The following is a 16,792-nucleotide window of genomic DNA, read 5'->3' as shown; positions in this document are numbered from 1 at the left end:
CTTTTGTGTTTTTAGTGATGCTTGTGGTCATGGTCGTGTTCACAGTTGCAGTCGTGCTTGTGTGCATGATGATGGTCGTGGTCATGTCCACAGTTGCAGTCGTGCTTGTGCTCATGATGGTCGTGGTCATGTCCACAGTTGCAATCGTGCTTGTGCTCATGATGAAGGCCATGGTCATGTCCGCAGTCGCAATCATGCGTATGTTCATGACTGTGATGATGGTTCTCTTCCTGATTTGTAATGGACTGATAACCATTATCGGCAAAAACCATACCCACCTTATCTACAATTAAAACCCTTTGTTCCTCGGTGGAAACATTATCAATTGCATCCATAATGCGTTGCATAATATCCTGAACTGTGCAAACAGGTGGCAATGCTCCCATTAGGGTTTGCATAGCAATTTTCCTTGTTTGTACAGGCAGCGTATCGAAGCTATTTCTTGTGTTTTCGACAAAAGCATCAAACAAGCTGTTCTTTTCTTCTTGTGTAGCGGGAGGCAAGCCATTTGGAAGGTCGAAGCGGAATAATTCGTCATTAAGACCGCCAAAGAAGCATTCTCTTATAAACTCTTCGGTCATAAGAACTTTCTTTGTGTCCTCATGAAAGCCTTCAAATGAGCCGATTTTTTCTAGAAGTTCATACTCTTGCCGACCGATTTCATTTGCTTTATCAATGACTGGCTCTACAGCTTTTTCCAGTTGTTCGTTTAATGTGTCTAAATAAGCGGCTTTTTCCGTCGCATTCCATTCTCCGCCTAAAAACTCACACACAGCGTGGTATAAATCCCCATAGGCTGCATCTCTTTGGGTTAATTCGGTAAAGGAATAGCTAAGATACAGCAAAAGAATGCAGGAATTAATATCATGAAGAATACAAGAAAAATATTCTTCTATTTCTTCCAAAACTTCGAATAATTCATTTAGATCACCATAGGCTTCGCCCAGAACTTCATCTTCCATTTTATGGGGCAAAATCATACGCTTTGTGCCTAAGGTCTCGGCAATTTCAGGGAAATATTTTCCGTAAAGAGGATTTGTTTCAGGGCAGCAAAAACCCTCGAAGGTTTTTAAGGACATTTCAATAAATTCTTTGCTTTCCTCAGTGAAGGCGGCATTTAGGCATTCCTTCACTTCTGTATAGAACTTGTCCCTGGTAATGAAAAGGGGAATACACTTTAATAACTGACTCATGTAGCTTTTTTGTGCCAATGTATGATCTGCACTTTCCATAAAAGCATGACAGTCTGCAAAAAATAAAGACCATTCCACCTGTTTTTCAGTAACCTTGTCTTCAATATATTTTCTCAGAGCGATTTGATCATTTATGGTTGTGGAAATAATGTTCCACTGAGAAAAATAACTATATACAGTTTCATAGATGGAGAGAAGCCTTTTTTTAAGAGAAATACAGTTTTCTAAAACCGCAATACGCCCTTCAGTAAGTCCATCTAATATGTCTTCTAAATTTAAAAGATAGCCGCGGATTTCTTTTCTGATTTCAGCAATATCTTGAGGGATTTGGTAAGGTAGCGGGGGCTGTTCCTCTTCTTCCATTGCGCTTATTAAAAGCAGCAACAGACTGCCAATTGCTTGCTGGTAAATATATTCCGCCGAAAGTGTTTTGATTTGTTCCTCTGATGCATGATTTGACAAAAGAAGATCTCCTTTCTGAATTCAAAATCTTATAATAAGTTTCCCATCTATTATATAGGGTTTTAGTAAAAAGTACAACGAAACTTTTTATTCAAGTGAAGCGTATTGTGCCAAAAACAGTCATTTATAGCATGAAAATAAGTTTTTTTCAAATATCAACCAGTGGGGAGAAAAGGCTCAAAAAGTAATTTCTTTGTAATAGATTTTTTGAAATAAAAAGTAGGAAGGAAAAAAGGTGTAAAATTTTGGTGATGCTGTTATAATGAAACAAATATAAGAGATGTACTATGCTATTTAAATACATGCAGAGTAACAATTATATTAGAAAACTAGAGATATGATACACGAGTACTTACAAAGGAGAACATTATGGAGCTTTTTCAAAAATTCAGTAAATATTATAGGCCATATCGCTTTTTATTTTATATGGATTTATTTTGTGCATTAATTGTATCAGCCATTGATTTATCTTTCCCGTTGATTCTAAATATTCTGAATCGAGGGGTTTTTCTGGGAGACGGAGAAAATATCATAAAAATCATTGGCTATGTAGGCGTTCTTTTGCTGGTGATGTATGTGGTGCGTTATTTTGCCCAGTACTTTATTACTTCTTGGGGGCACATAATGGGTGCCAGAATGGAAAGTGATATGCGGCAGGATTTGTTTTCTCATTTACAGAAACTGAGTTTTTCCTATTATGATAAAAACAACACGGGGGATATGATGTCTCGCATTGTATCCGATCTTTTTGATATATCCGAGCTTGCTCACCATGGGCCGGAGAATATTTTTATGTCAATGCTAAAGATAGCTGGCTCTTTTATCATTTTGTTTTTATTGAATGTTAAGCTAACGTTGATTTTAATTGGTGTGACCATAGTCATGATTCTTTTTTCTTACGTTAGAAATAAAAAGATGCGTGCCATTTTTATGGATAATAGATTGAAGATTTCAGGGGTCAATTCCCGTGTGCAGGACAGTCTTTCTGGCATTCGTGTGGTGAAATCCTTTGTAAATGAGGCATATGAAAATGAGAGATTTCAAGAAAGCAACCAAACCTTTTTGGAATCCAAAAATAGAAGCTATCGTACCATGGGTGGTTATATGGCGGGGAATTCCTTTTTTCAAGGCCTTTTCTATACCATTATTATTGTGGTGGGTGGATTATTAATTGCAAAGGATGAGCTTGTTGCTACCGATCTTGCTCTTTATGTTTTGTATGTCAATATTTATATGAACCCTATAGAGCTTTTGCTAAATTTTACTGAACAATTCCAGAAAGGCTATGCAGGATTTCGACGTTTTGTGGAGGTTCTTGATACAGAGGCGGAAATTGTTGATGCTATGAATGCGACTGAGTTGGTTGAGGTAAAGGGAGATATAGAATATCGGGATGTCTCTTTTAGCTATGACGACTCTGTGAGTGTTCTGAATCATATGAGTGTGGAAATCAAAGCCGGAGAAACCATGGCTTTGGTAGGTCCATCAGGGGGTGGAAAAACCACTTTTTGTTCCCTTTTACCCCGTTTTTATGAAGTCACGGAGGGAGCCGTGCTGATTGATGGGAAGGACATTCGCTCATTGACATTAGAATCTCTGCGTTCTGCCATTGGCATTGTACAGCAGGATGTTTATATTTTCTCCGGTAACATTCGGGATAATATTGCCTATGGCAGATTAAACGCAACGGAAAAAGAAATACATGAGGCTGCTAAAAATGCCAATATTCATGAGTTTATTCTCTCTCTTCCTGAGGGTTATGACACTTTTGTGGGAGAGAGGGGCACTCGCCTTTCGGGAGGACAAAAGCAAAGAATTGCCATTGCTCGTGTGTTTTTGAAAAATCCGAAAATTTTGATTCTTGATGAAGCTACCTCGGCCCTAGATAATGAGAGCGAAAAATATATTCAGGAGTCTTTGGAGAGACTTTCAGAAAATAGAACTACAATCGTGATTGCCCACAGACTCAGCACCATTCGCAATGCTGACGAAATCGTGGTTTTGACGGATGAGGGAATAGCGGAGAGAGGAAAGCACGAGGTGCTCTTGAAAAAAGATGGGATATATGCTCGTTATTATTACATGCAGTTTGAGGGCATTGAGAATAGAGAATAGAATGATAGAAATCAATAAATAAACTATTTATAAAATTGGGTATTTCAGATTTCCAGTATGCAGATGCAGAAATTATGAAATGCCAAAGCTGAAGTAATCATCAACAAAAAGAGTAAAAGGCTGATTCAGAGATTAAATTTCTCTGGAAACAGCCTTTTTTCATGTGTTTGAAAGTAGGAAAGGACGATTTCTTTATTCCTCAATCATGTCCCAAAAATCCTTTTTGGCTATTTTCTTTAAGTTGCGCCATTTGGGTTCATCTTCATAATCATAACGACAAATGGATTTGAAACGACAATAAGTGCAAGGGATTTGATCATTTTTACGATAAGGAGAAGGGGTAATGACACCACTTTGTATGGAATTTCCCAGCTCTTTCCCTCGATTGACAACAAAGGAAAGGAGCTTTTTATATTGTTCTTCATCAGCTAGATAAGCGGTTGAAGATGGGTCTCCTTTTTTTGTATATCCAACGGGGACAATTGCAGAGCTTTTTCCTTTCATATCCTCCATAAAAACATGGTCAAGGCCTTGAATGACTGCTTCATCCTCTAAAATCAAACCGGACATTTGCATTTTTTGATATAAGGCTTCTTCAATTTCCTCTGCACGCATCTCTTGATTGAGTGCTAAATTAGGGTCGGAAATTCTAAAGTAAAATACACCACCGGGTTTTATTGGCGTTTCTGTTCTTTCGTAATGCTTTAAATAGGCATCTAAATAAACCAGCAACTGTAGTTGTAAGCCGTAGTAAATATCTTGAAAGTTAAAGGCTTTGGAACCAGATTTATAGTCGATGATTTTTGCATAGCGTTTTCCTTGGGCATCCAATAAATCCACACGGTCAATTTTTCCCGAAAGCACCAGTTCTTTTCCCTCTGCTAATTCAATAACGATGGGAGGGAGAGCTTCATGATTGCCAAAGCCGATTTCATAGCCTGAGGGCACAAAATCTCCGTTTTTCAAATGCCGTACCAATGTCCAAGCGGCACGGGCTGAAATGCGTTTTAAACGGCGGATGAGGTATTGATTGGCCGCAGAATCCATTAAAACTGCTTCTCCCAATTTAGGTGCGGCAAGGTCAACTGCTTCATAAATCATTTCTTCCGTTTTTTCTTGAGATAGGGAAGCCCAAGGAATATTCTCTGTTTGAAGTTTATTGGAGAACAGCTCCAACACCTCATGGAACAATAACCCCAAATCAGGGGTGTGCAGTTGATAAAGCTTTCGCTCTGTCGCTTTCAGCCCATATTCCGCAAAGTAAGAAAAAGGACAGGCGGCAAAGCGTTCTAAACGGGATACGCTGGAGAAAATTTTTTCACCATATAAACTTGTGATTGTTTTCATAGAGAGAAGTTCTTGTTTTTTTGTTGTTATAAAGCCTTTGCGCAGTAAGGATAACCGCTTTTCCCATATGGGTTCGGTAGCAAAAAAGCTATAGATATCCTGCCAAAGTGGTTCCATTGGGATATCTTTTTTGTGGTTACGCATTTTTTCACCCAGAAGATGAAACACCGATGAGGGAACCATCTCTTCCATTTGAAATACGGAATAAGATTGAATCTGTAAAGTGCTGTCCATTCTGCAAAGACGGTCAATAAGAGGTGAGGGAAAAAGGGCTTTTCCTTCTGTGTTACCGTTTGCAAAGGTTAAAAACAAGCCTTGGGAAGGGCGTGTGAGCCCACGATAAATTAGAAACTGTTCTTCAAAGGCCTTTTGCTTTCCGCCGCTTGCCAGTTCCATACCTGTTTCTGTTAAAAGCTGACGTTCCGTCTCCGTAAAAATTCCTTGGGGTTGGGAGGGAGAAGGTAGGACACCTTCATTTACGCCAAGGACAAAGAGGTACTTAATTTCCGGCAGGCGAGAACGTTCAATATCTCCTACCACAAGGCAGTCTGTAGTGGGAGGAATGACTCCCATGGTGCACTTTTGAAGGCCGGCAGACAAAACTTTTGCAGCTTCCGCCATGGTCATTGGTTCTTCTCCCAAAATTTCCGTTGCTTTATCCAGAACTTGTAGCAGAAGCTGCCATATTTGTCGATGCTCCTCCGCTTTAGATGGGTTACCATTTTCTCTGGATTCTTCCGTCCATGTCACAAGTGTTTCGGCAACATGAAGAGCCTCCAGATGCTGAAACAAAAGGGCGATAAATTCCTTAAGAGGGAGCCGCTCTTTTCTTTTTAATTGCAAAAATGGTTGAAATGGTTCCAAAAACCTTTGCCGTAAAAGGTTCATATAGGCGATGGTTTCTTCTCCTTCTTTTTTCAAACCATACTTCCAGTTCTCTTTTAGCCACTTATAGCCTTTAATTCCGTAGGCGAGAACGTAATTTTCCAAGGCGTCCTGCTCTTCATAGGAGAATGGAATTAGGCCGGATTTCAAATAAGAAAATACATTTTCATAACGAAAATCGTAAATTAACGAATCCAACAGTGCTGTTACCATAGTAATCAGGGGATGGGAAGTGATTTCCCTTCGGCTGTCTATAAAGCAGGGAATTCCATATTCATGCAAAATACTCCGCAGGCTTTTCTCATATGCACCCATTGCATTGGTTACAATGGCCATTTCTTTAAAACGAAGACCTTTTTGCCGCACAAGGCGGATGATTTTTCCTGCTGCAAAAGTGATTTCCTCTTGCTTAGTGGGGCAAGCGGTAATGGAGATGCTCTCTGCCAGACTGCATTTTTTATGGTAACCTTGAAAATAGTATTTCTCCAAGGATTTTAATGCTTGGGTTTCTGCTCTGTGATTTTCCCAAAGAAAAACAGAAGGTGCTAAAGGAATACCGTTCTCTTCAGCAATGCGTATTAATTTATTTTTCGTAATATATGGTTCGTAAAAAGGTGCAGACTGGGGCAAAAATGGAGCAAAAAAACTTTTTTCGTCCATGGGCAGTGTAACGTTAACTTGTGTTGATAGCTTTAACAAATTTTCGATTACAGAATATTCCTGAGGCGTAAAGCCATAAAAACCATCAAGCCATAGTTCAGTTTCTTGAAAGGGTTTTTCAACAGAAAGCTGTGCTGCCAAAAGAGAAAGGGTTTCATCAGCCAAGATGTAATCCTTATTTGTAAATTTAATATAAGCATCATAAATTTTTGCTAAGTCTGTTAGCTTTTCAGTTACGCCTTGTGTGAGGGTTCCTGCTTGTGCTTTTTCAAGAAGCTGGCAAGGCTCTATGTAGTATTGAAAAAATTCAGAAATCGTCAGGCTAAGCTGGTCTATAAAACCTGTCTTGTTCATTACGTTGCCAAAAAAGGAGAGATTTTCTTTTTCATCCAAAAGAACCTTCTGCAGTGCCATGGATTTACCAATGTCCCCCAAAGGGGCCTTTTGTCTCATACCGTTTTTTGAAAAAGTTTGGTAAGCTAGACGGCCAAAGCTTAGAACCTCAGCCAAGAGAATGGCATTTTGAGGGCTGTGTGCAATCAAATCACGCTCTGCCTGAGAGGTAAATTGTTCAGGCACAATATAAATCTGCCGTCCTAGACCCATTTTTTGTTTATCAATTATTTCATCCATGCAAAGATGGGTTTTTCCTGTACCGGCGGTGCCGATGATAAAGCGCAATGCCATTTGGGTATCCTCCTTTTTCTTATCATGATACCCAACAGAAAGCTTTTTTTCAAGGCAAACTTGTACAGCGGAATAAAGGGGAAGTGACAAACATATGGTAAGATTAAGGAAATGTATTCTAGGAGGGAGTAAGGTGGGCGGCACGAAATTTGTGGTAGTAAAGTTAAAGGAGCTCATCAAAACGGTAGTATTTGCTGTGTTGGGCGTCATTATTTTGGTTGGACTGATTTGGTTTTTCTTAAGCTTGGGAAATAATGATTCTGGTACATATCGGGATGGGGTATACCATACCCAGGTAGCCTTGGGCAATGAGAATGCAATGGTTTCTGTAACGGTTGATGATGGAAAGATTGCAGACGTTGCGTTATCTGAGGTTTCTGAAAGCACAATGGTATTCTATCCTCTTTTGCAATCGGCGGCGGATGAGGTTTGCAAAGAGGTTGTCAAGACCCAATCCTTGACCATTCAAGTTTCTGAGAAAAACGCATATTCGGCACAGGCAATTTTAGAGGCGGTAGCAAAAAGTTTGGATGAGGCAAAGAAATAAAGAGGAAAAATGGGTTTTTCTCTTTAGGGTGTCGGTTAGCCGGCACCCTTTAAAAAAGAAAGGTTCTTTGAGCGTCAAATTTTTTACAAACTAGTTTTAACTTTAATGTAATTCCCAATAAGATATTGATTTTAGAAGGTGGGGTATTCCTGCCTTTTTGCGTATCACGGATGAATATCCTCGCAATCCTTTACAGGTATGCCTGCTTCCTTCAAGGTTTTTGCGAAAAGGCCGTGGCCTTTTATTAACTTACCTTGAAAAGTTCCATCGTAAATTTGATTTACACCGCAGGTTGGGCTTCTGGACTGCAAAATTGCTAAAGCTATTTCTTTTTCATGTATTCGTTCCATAGAAACAGCCACACCTTTTTGAAATTCTTTGGTCACGTCTTTCCCATTTTTGGTCATAAAAATACCATCAACTTGCTCCACGCTGTCCCTTGGACAGCCTAGCCCCCCAAGCAACTCGGGACAGATGGGTATCACAGTATGACACTGTATATAATCCATAACATTTTGATTATAGTTATTTTGACCGTTGTATTTACAATTTTGCCCTACTAGGCAAGCACTAACCAAGATATTCATATATGAGCCTCGTTTCCTAAAAATGATTTTTAGTGTTTTATTCAGTAAGAGCATCCGCGAATACGGATGCTCTCCTCATTATTATTTACATCAAAAAGATAAGATGAATTTCATATAGCACCTACTCTAAATGAAGTTATTCTTTAACGATGTCCACTTTTCTTTAAGCTTTTGATGTGATGTTTGGCTTTTTTCATACCGCCAACTTCACGGAACATTTCATTCAGCTTCTTTTCTTCAATTTCTTTTGAAGAAAGACCTTCATAATCTGTTTCTCGCTTTAATTTAAAATAGTTCTGTAATCTTCGGCTCTCCAACTGACCCTCTAAAATTGCTTTTTGCACAGCGCATCCGGGTTCATTGTTGTGAGAACAATCTCTGAATTTGCAGTGCTTTGCCAGCTCCTCAATATCTGAAAAGGTTTTTTCCATATCTGCATTGGCGATACCCAATTCCCGCATCCCTGGGGTATCAATGACAATGGCTCCATTGGGTAATAAAAACATTTCTCGTCCTGTGGTGGTATGTCGTCCTTTATCATATTCATCAATTTCTGCAGTAGCAAGAAGCTGCTTTCCTGCCAAAAGGTTGATCAGTGTTGATTTACCAACCCCTGAGGAACCGATAAAAGATGCGGTAATGCCCTTTTTTAGAAAGGGAGACATTTTTTCTATAGTCGTAGCATCAAAGGATGAGGTTACGATTACGTCACAACCCAAAGCAACTGTTTCGATTTCCGCCATGATTTGTGAGATATTTTCATACAAATCACTCTTGGTGAGTAGAATTACGGGTTTAGCCCCGCTGTCCCAACCGATGGACAAATACCGTTCTAGACGACTTAAATTATAATTTTGGTTGAGAGACATGCAAATAAAAACGATGTCTATATTTGCAGCGATTACTTGGGCTTGATTGATAAGCCCCAAAGCGGCACGTTGAAATACACTTTTTCTTGTTAAAACCTTGTGGATAATGGCGGGGCTGTCGGTATTGCCGATAGTCACCATAACGAAATCACCCACTGCAGGATATTGGGATAGAGTTTCCACTTCATAGGAAAACTTCCCTGAAATTTCGGCGAAACGCTCACCTTCAGCGCTGGCGATGCGATACATGCCCTTATACTGAGCAATAACCCTCCCTAAAGAATATTCCGGATAAAGGGTGGCTTCTTGTATAAACCGCTGAGAAATACCATAATTTTCTAATAAATTCAATGAAATTACCTCCGTAAGAATTCGTATACTATGTGTTCTTTGTATACAACAAGGAGGTTTCTAGAAGATTTAAGCTCTGAAAACCTCCTTGTTTCCCGCAATATCCGTTCTGTCAAAATTGCAATTCATATGCACAATCCCCTTTCAGTATGATTATAAGCTAATTTTAGCAAATCATTAGGCAGAAAGCAAATAAATGGGGATATTTTATTTTCGAATCCATTTTTCATGCTCGTTCATATTTTAAAATTTGGGGCATATATTTGAAATCAGGAGGGATGCGGTATGACAGATAAGGAAAGAAAACGGCGCAGAATGGAAATGGAAAAAAGAATGAGAGACAGACGAGAAGGCCGTAATCCTGGTGAAAGTTCACCTCAGTGGCTTTTGATTTTTCGTACATATGTAACTGTGATTTTGGCAGGGGCATTGGTATTGGTTTCTGCTTTTCATACAGACACATCAGAGGCAGTTTGCAATCAATTAAAGGAGACCATCGCATATCAGATTCCTGCGGAGGATGTTGCAACGGCTAGGGAAAAAATTACAGCTTTTTGGAAGGACAGAAATATTACATTGCCAGCTTTCCATAATGAGCAGAAGGCACCAAAGGAGAATAAGGTTTACAAACCAGATTTAGAGGAATCGCCCTAGTGTATTAGCGTGGTCTTTCGTGAATTGGGAGAAAAAACAAGAGGGATGGATTAACCCTGCAGAGGGGATGGTAACCTCCTCTTATGGGGTAAGGGAAAATCCTGTTCTGAATAAAATGGAGTTACACAACGGGATTGATATTGGGGTGGGAATCGGAACGGAAGTAGCCGCTGTACGTAGCGGGGTGGTTACAGAAATTCGCACCTCTACTACTTTTGGTCATGTGTTGGAATATGAAACAAAGGACGGTTACAAGGTGATGTATGCCCATCTTTCTGAGATTTTGGTAAAGAAAGGGGACAAAGTGAAGCAGGGGCAAATTGTTGCGAAATCCGGAAATTCAGGGTTATCCACAGGCCCTCATTTGCATTACAGCCTTTGGAAGAATGGAAAGCTCATAGATCCTATGGATTATGTTGATTTAAAATATACACAGGAAGTTGCGGCGGAATATGCTGCAAGGGGGGCGAGTATATGATAAAGACTAAGGTTAAATTCCATCCACTGTTTCTTTTGTTAGTAACAATTTTATTTTATTTTGGGATGGGCACCTTGTTTTGGGACATGCTTTTTTGCTGGGCAATACAGGAAGGAGGCTATGTTATTTTTACTAGGCGTAAGGGGCTAAGCGTTCGGTATTGGCTATTTACGCCTTTGGGTATCAGAGCCGACTTTGTGAGCGCAAATATTGCCTTTGATAAGAGACTGAGACTGCATTTTATTGGCAGTGTTTTTGGGATTTTATTAAGTATTGTGCTGTTTGGCTTAGAACAAAAGAATGTTGCAGTTCTTTCGCTGTTGTTGGCAGGGCTTCGCCTACTGCCTTTTTTGCCCTTAGAAGGAGGGCGGATATGTCTGGAAATTTTAGGAAAATGGAAGGGAACGCTGCGGGCCGCAAGTTGGTTAACAAAAGCAGGCTATGGTGTTGGTTATGGACTTTGTGTTTTTGGGGTGTTATTTTCAATTATTGAGCCGAGTGCTTTTTTAATTTTACCAGTTGGCCTTTATCTAATTTACGTCAATCGCCATGAATTTTTACAAATTGCTAAAAATTTGTATACAGGGATGCTGAACGATGCTGAGAAACCTCTGCGTGAAGTAATTGTTTCGGGAAAAGAAACACCCTTTGAGTTGGCTTTACATATGAATCCCTATGAAGATATTTATTTTTTTCGAGAAAACCTAGGTGGAGTGTCACAGGAGCGGGTTATGTTGGCATTATTTACGGAAAAGGATTGTCAGTGGGTGTGGAAAATTGCTAATCAAAAAGATTTTGGTGCAAAAACCTATCAATTCGGGTATGATGATATGGAATAGATGATTGATAAAGTAGGTGTTTGCATGAAACGGGTTTTACTAGATATTGAAGAGGGTATCACTAGGGTTGCCTTAGTAGAGGATGGCAAACTGGTGGAATTATACTATGAAACAAAGGAAGAAGAAAGCTTGGTTGGTAATGTGTATGTTGGACGAGTTGATAACGTAATTCCCAATTTACAGGCATGTTTTGTGGAAATAGGCAGCGATAAAAAAGGCTACCTTTATTACGGAAGCAAGCGTGCTGTTTCTGACCAAGAAAAAAATCCATCTAGACCCAAGGTGGGGGATACTTTGATTGTTCAGGTGGAAAAGGATGCCGCAGGTTCCAAAGGAGCGGTTTTGACCCAAACAATTTCCTATCCTGGAAAGTTTGTTGTATTGGTGCAAGAGGAAGGGGATATCGGTATTTCCCGAAAGATTACAGATAATGGGGAGCGAAATCGTATCAGAGAGGGGGTTAGAGCCGTTTTGCCAAAGGGTTTTGGCGCAGTGGTTCGAACCAACGGGGAAGGGAAAACAGAGGAAGACTTTCAAAAGGAGCTTCAGTCTCTCTTGGAGAAGGCAAAAGTTGTTGAAAACGCTCAGTTTAGAATGGCACCCTCTTTGCTCCTTCAACAAAGCTTGCCTGTGGAAAAGGCCGTTCGTGATTTCTATAGTGAGAAAATTGATGAATTTGTTGTGAATGATCAACAGACCTATGAATATTTATTGAAAACAGGAGATTTTAATGGAGAGAAACAACCAAGGTTGTTATTATATCAGGAGAAATTGCCCCTTTTTGAGGAGTATTTTGTGGAAAGCCAAAGTCAAAAAGCTCTGGATGAAAAGGTCTGGCTGAAAAACGGTGGATTTTTGGTAATTCAAGAGACCGAGGCATGTGTGGTAATTGACGTAAACTCTGGAAAATCTGCAGGTAAAGGGGATCTGGAAAAAACGATTCAAAAAACCAATATGGAAGCGGCCCAAGAAGTGGCTAAGCAGTTGCGCCTTCGGAACCTTTCGGGTATAATCATTGTTGACTTTATTGATATGACCAGTCAAGAAAATAGGAACATCGTCACAAAGGCATTGGAGACTGCTGCGAAAAATGACCGTATAAAGACTGTTGTTGTGGGCATGACAGAATTGGGGCTGATGCAAATTACAAGAAAGAAAACAAGACCCAGTTTATCTAAGCAAATGACTACAAAATGCCGACAATGTGATGGGACAGGCAGAATGCCTTCTATTGATTGGACGGTAACCAAGATGCGCCGAGAAGTTGAGAGTATTTTGGCAAACACAATATACAATCAGGTGACAGTTCGTGCAGATGGCAGGCTGCTGCAAGCTTTTTGCGGGCAGGAGAATGTTTATTTGGACAAGCTTTCCAAACGTTTTCAAAAAAACGTGCGCTGTGAAAGCTCTAAGGATATGGGTTTCTCTTTATATGAAATAATAAAAGAAAAACAAAGATAATTTGGAGGATATGAGCCGAAAACGAAAAAAATCATTGTTTTCGGTTCTTTTTTATTATTGTCGCTTCATTGTGTTGAATTGTTTCTTGACACTTCTGGTAAAAAGTAATAAAATGATAGGGTGTTTTATAACACTGCTTATGGTATGTGAAAACAAAAAATAGAATTTGAAAATGTACTTTGAAAACTGAATAAGGGGAGGTGTTTTTCATAGGGCCGATAAGTGTAATCTGTGCTGTGATTGGCATACTAGTAGGCGCCATCTGTGGTGTCTTTTATCGTAAACGTATTGCGGAAGCAAAGGTCGGTGTGGCTGAAGAGAGAGCCAAGAAGATTGTAGAGGATGCGGCAAAAGAAGCAGAAGGGCGTAAAAAAGAAATTTTACTGGAAGCCAAGGAAGACAGTATCAGAACAAAAAACGAGTTAGAAAAGGAAGTTCGTGACAGAAGAAACGAGCTTCAGAGAAATGAAAGAAGATTGTTCCAGAAGGAAGAGACACTGGACAAAAAGACAGAAGCTTTGGAAAGAAAAGATGAGCAGATGTCAAAAAAGCTGGAAGAGCTTGAAAAACAAAAAGAAGAGACAAAAGCACTTCATGCAAAACAATTGCAAGAATTGGAGCGCATCTCCGGTTTAACTACCGAGGAAGCTAAGAATTATATTCTTGCTATGGTAGAAAATGATGTAAAACATGAAGCAACATTGATGATTAAAGAGATTGAGGGCAAGGCAAAGCTGGAGGCAGACAGACGCTCCAGAGAGATTGTTGCCAACGCAATTCAAAGATGTGCGGTTGACCACGTGGCAGAGACAACGGTTTCTGTTGTTCAGCTTCCAAATGATGAGATGAAGGGACGTATTATCGGTCGTGAAGGCAGAAATATCCGTGCATTGGAAACTTTGACGGGTATTGACTTAATTATTGACGATACGCCGGAGGCGGTTATTCTTTCCGGTTTCGATCCTATCCGTAGAGAAATTGCAAGACTTGCTTTGGAAAAACTCATTGTAGACGGGCGTGTTCATCCATCCCGTATTGAGGAAATGGTGGAAAAGGCTAGAAAAGAAGTAGAGGTTATCGTACGTGATGAAGGTGAAGCCGCTACGTTTGAAACCGGTGTAAACGGTTTGCACCCAGAGCTTGTTAGACTATTGGGCAAATTGAAGTATAGAACCAGTTACGGTCAGAATGTTTTAAAGCATTCCATTGAGGTTGCCCATTTGGCGGGACTCATGGCTGCGGAGCTGGGTGTTGATACAACATTGGCAAAAAGAGCAGGTTTACTTCATGATATCGGTAAAAGTGTTGATCATGAGATGGAAGGTTCCCATGTTAGCATCGGTGTAGGGCTGTTGAAGCGCTACAAGGAAAATCAGCTGATTATCAATGCTGTTGAGGCACACCACGGTGATGTGGAGCCCCAGAGTATTGTGGCTGTTTTGGTACAGGCAGCAGATGCTATTTCTGCGGCTAGACCTGGTGCAAGGCGTGAAACTTTGGAATCTTATATTAAAAGATTACAGAAGTTGGAAGAAATTGCTGACAACTTCAAAGGTGTTGAAAAATCCTTTGCAATTCAAGCGGGCCGTGAATTGCGAATTGTGATAATACCCGAGGATGTAAATGACGAGGGAATGACGCTTCTTGCAAGAGAAATTGCCAAGAAGATCGAGGAAGAACTGGAATATCCCGGACAGATTAAGGTTAATCTGATTCGAGAAACCAGAGCAATTGAATACGCAAAATAAGTATAAAGTCCACCATTTTTGGTGGGCTTTATTTTTTTGTTCGCTTTAACTTGAGAGATTACCCACTCTGCATTTGGTAGAAATGGTTTTTATTAAAAAACCTTTAGCAAAAAGGAGTGTAGGGTTTGCCGTTTTAATGGTGATGAGGTAGGAGATATTAGAGAGACTTTTTTAAGGCATCAAAAGGAATCTATTGGTAGTACGTCTAGATTAGAATGGAACGGGATATTGATAAAGTTTGATTTTTATGACACTAAATTATAAAAGAGAAATGCAGAAGGTTGGTTGCATTTCTCTTTTAAATTTAACTCTAAATGCCAAGTATAGAACGAATAGGCAGAAAACACACCTATCTGCTATACTGCAAATAATGATATTGCTTATTACCAATATACAGCAGAGTAATTGCCAAAATAGCCGTCAAGCCCTCAGCAATGGGGATGGCCAGCCAAATTCCGTTGATGCCAAATATATTAGGCAAGAACAGGATGCAAACTGTAACAAAAAGGAATGTTCTTAAAAATGAAATGATAGCAGACAGCAATCCATTGGATAACGCCGTAAAAAAAGACGAAGTAAAAATATTAATTCCCGAAAACAGAAAGCTCCAAGCGAAAATATGATACCCGTGGAGTGCAATTTTATAGGTATCAGTATTTTTGGGCGTAAAAATTGAAATCGTTGGGGTTGCCATAAAAAATGAAAAAACAGAGATTAAAACCGACGACATCAATATAATTTGAATGCATAATTTAAACATCTTTTTCATTCTTAGTATATTTCGATTTCCATAAATATAGCTAAATATTGGCGCAGCTCCGTTGGAAAAACCCATATATGCTGCTGAAAATAAAAATTGGGCATACAAAATAATTGTGATTGCGGCAACGCCATCCTGCCCCAAAGTTTTCATCATTGTTAAGTTAAACAGAAAAGTAGTAACTGCCATTGCTCCAGAGGTCACCATTTCTGAGGAACCGTTTAGAACACTGGAAAGAATGGTTTTTCCATCCCACTTTGGTTTCACAAAATATAGAATAGCTCTAGGTTTGGCGAAGTACCAAAGAGGGAATAATCCCCCAATAAGAAAGCTTGTGGCAGTACCCCAAGCGGCACCGGCTATGCCCCAATCAAACACCACTATAAACAGATAGTCAAAAAAGATATTTGAAAGCCCTGACGTAACATTCAGCCATAAACCCAGATGTGGTTTTCCTGCTGTTACAAATAAGGTTTGAAACAACACTTGAATCACGGCAACAAAATATAGAGACATAAGAATTTTGCCGTAGTCTATACAATAAGGCAAAAGGACATCATCTGCCCCTAAAAAGCGGCATAAAGGGCTGATAAAGATAAAAGCTATACTGGAAAGAATCAGCCCCAATATAGCGCTAAAGGTAACAATTAATGTAAAGTTGCTTCGTGCATCGTCTATTCGTCCTTCACCTAACGTACGACCAATGACCGCACTGCCTCCTGTACCAAGCATAATGCCCACACCCATTAATATATTAATCAGAGGAAACACAATATTTGTGGCAGATAAAGCTTCTGTGCCCACGTAGCGGGAAACAAAGATACCATCTACAATAGTATAAGTTGCCACAAATACCAGCATAGTGATGGTTGGCAGGGTAAAACGCAAAAGGGAGGATAAGTTAAAATCTTTTGCTAATTCGTTTTGCATATTTAAACCTCAATTCAAAATAATTAGTCCTAAAATCACCATACAATTCAAGACTGATGACTTATACGCCTATATGACTGTGTCTTTTCTCGTCTGGAAAAACGCGCGTAAATACTCAGAAAACTCTGGCTTACAATTGTTTGACTGACAAAAAATTTGCTTGCACATCTTGTATACTCTTGGTGATTAGAAATAACTCGTTAAAAATAGGCGGAGTTT

The 16,792-nt window shown here is 39.6% G+C and carries 12 protein-coding genes; 7 read left to right on the top strand and 5 right to left on the bottom strand.

All coding sequences use genetic code 11. The features are described from left to right. Positions 1–11: 11 nt before the first annotated feature. Positions 12–1,655 carry a hypothetical protein gene (locus CPRO_RS11230; protein ID WP_066051797.1) on the bottom strand — a complete coding sequence of 548 codons (1,644 nt, stop codon included), beginning with the start codon at positions 1,653–1,655 and terminating at the stop codon, positions 12–14. A gap of 369 nt (positions 1,656–2,024) precedes the next feature. Between CPRO_RS11230 and CPRO_RS11225 the strand changes: the two genes are divergently transcribed. Next, on the top strand, positions 2,025–3,770 hold the full coding sequence (locus CPRO_RS11225; protein WP_066051794.1) for an ABC transporter ATP-binding protein: 1,746 nt from the start codon (positions 2,025–2,027) through the stop codon (positions 3,768–3,770). 192 nt (positions 3,771–3,962) lie between these two features. Here CPRO_RS11225 and addB read toward each other — a convergent pair whose 3' ends face one another. After that, positions 3,963–7,349, bottom strand: coding sequence for a helicase-exonuclease AddAB subunit AddB (gene addB, locus CPRO_RS11220; RefSeq protein ID WP_066051791.1), 3,387 nt, complete (start codon positions 7,347–7,349; stop codon positions 3,963–3,965). A gap of 133 nt (positions 7,350–7,482) precedes the next feature. Between addB and CPRO_RS11215 the strand changes: the two genes are divergently transcribed. After that, the gene (locus tag CPRO_RS11215; RefSeq protein WP_066051786.1) at positions 7,483–7,896 is read left to right on the top strand and encodes an FMN-binding protein; all 414 of its coding nucleotides are present in this window, start codon (positions 7,483–7,485) and stop codon (positions 7,894–7,896) included. 164 nt (positions 7,897–8,060) lie between these two features. Here CPRO_RS11215 and CPRO_RS11210 read toward each other — a convergent pair whose 3' ends face one another. Both CPRO_RS11210 and rsgA read right to left on the bottom strand, forming a co-directional pair. Then, positions 8,061–8,483 (bottom strand): 2-thiouracil desulfurase family protein, encoded by a 423-nt coding sequence (locus tag CPRO_RS11210; protein WP_066051784.1) that lies wholly within the window; start codon positions 8,481–8,483, stop codon positions 8,061–8,063. A 143-nt stretch (positions 8,484–8,626) separates the two neighbouring features. After that, positions 8,627–9,703: a ribosome small subunit-dependent GTPase A gene (gene rsgA, locus CPRO_RS11205; protein ID WP_066051781.1), complete on the bottom strand. Its 1,077-nt coding sequence runs from the start codon at positions 9,701–9,703 to the stop codon at positions 8,627–8,629. A gap of 285 nt (positions 9,704–9,988) precedes the next feature. Between rsgA and CPRO_RS11200 the strand changes: the two genes are divergently transcribed. From CPRO_RS11200 to rny, 5 genes are all read left to right on the top strand, one after another. Then, positions 9,989–10,357, top strand: coding sequence for a hypothetical protein (locus CPRO_RS11200; protein WP_066051778.1), 369 nt, complete (start codon positions 9,989–9,991; stop codon positions 10,355–10,357). Between the two features lie 19 nt (positions 10,358–10,376). After that, entirely contained in the window at positions 10,377–10,835 is a 459-nt protein-coding gene (locus CPRO_RS15955; protein WP_066051774.1) for a M23 family metallopeptidase, read from the top strand. Continuing rightward, positions 10,832–11,674 (top strand): zinc metalloprotease, encoded by an 843-nt coding sequence (locus CPRO_RS11190; RefSeq protein ID WP_066051771.1) that lies wholly within the window; start codon positions 10,832–10,834, stop codon positions 11,672–11,674. The genes CPRO_RS15955 and CPRO_RS11190 overlap by 4 nt, the downstream gene beginning before the upstream one ends. Before the next feature lie 24 nt (positions 11,675–11,698). Next, complete coding sequence (locus CPRO_RS11185; RefSeq protein WP_159430695.1) at positions 11,699–13,135, top strand: Rne/Rng family ribonuclease; 1,437 nt, start codon at positions 11,699–11,701, stop codon at positions 13,133–13,135. Positions 13,136–13,344: 209 nt separating this feature from the next. After that, a complete protein-coding gene (gene rny / locus CPRO_RS11180) occupies positions 13,345–14,883 on the top strand; it encodes a ribonuclease Y (protein WP_096348685.1) in 1,539 nt (512 codons plus the stop codon). Between the two features lie 349 nt (positions 14,884–15,232). Here rny and CPRO_RS11175 read toward each other — a convergent pair whose 3' ends face one another. Continuing rightward, on the bottom strand, positions 15,233–16,573 hold the full coding sequence (locus tag CPRO_RS11175; RefSeq protein ID WP_066051766.1) for an MATE family efflux transporter: 1,341 nt from the start codon (positions 16,571–16,573) through the stop codon (positions 15,233–15,235). Positions 16,574–16,792: the final 219 nt, after the last annotated feature.

The sequence above is a fragment of the Anaerotignum propionicum DSM 1682 genome (genome assembly GCF_001561955.1).
Taxonomy (GTDB): domain Bacteria; phylum Bacillota; class Clostridia; order Lachnospirales; family Anaerotignaceae; genus Chakrabartyella; species Chakrabartyella propionicum.
The sequence above is the reverse complement of the archived record's forward strand: the minus strand, read 5'-3'. Positions and strand labels throughout refer to the sequence as shown.

Excerpts from the sequence above, each read along its gene's own strand:
- CPRO_RS11175 (WP_066051766.1), bottom strand. The coding sequence starts at position 16,573 with ATGCAAAACGAATTAGCAAAAGATTTTAACTTATCCTCCCTTTTGCGT.
- CPRO_RS11200 (WP_066051778.1), top strand. The coding sequence starts at position 9,989 with ATGACAGATAAGGAAAGAAAACGGCGCAGAATGGAAATGGAAAAAAGA.
- addB (WP_066051791.1), bottom strand. The coding sequence starts at position 7,349 with ATGGCATTGCGCTTTATCATCGGCACCGCCGGTACAGGAAAAACCCAT.
- CPRO_RS11185 (WP_159430695.1), top strand. The coding sequence starts at position 11,699 with ATGAAACGGGTTTTACTAGATATTGAAGAGGGTATCACTAGGGTTGCC.
- CPRO_RS11210 (WP_066051784.1), bottom strand. The coding sequence starts at position 8,483 with ATGAATATCTTGGTTAGTGCTTGCCTAGTAGGGCAAAATTGTAAATAC.
- CPRO_RS11190 (WP_066051771.1), top strand. The coding sequence starts at position 10,832 with ATGATAAAGACTAAGGTTAAATTCCATCCACTGTTTCTTTTGTTAGTA.
- CPRO_RS11225 (WP_066051794.1), top strand. The coding sequence starts at position 2,025 with ATGGAGCTTTTTCAAAAATTCAGTAAATATTATAGGCCATATCGCTTT.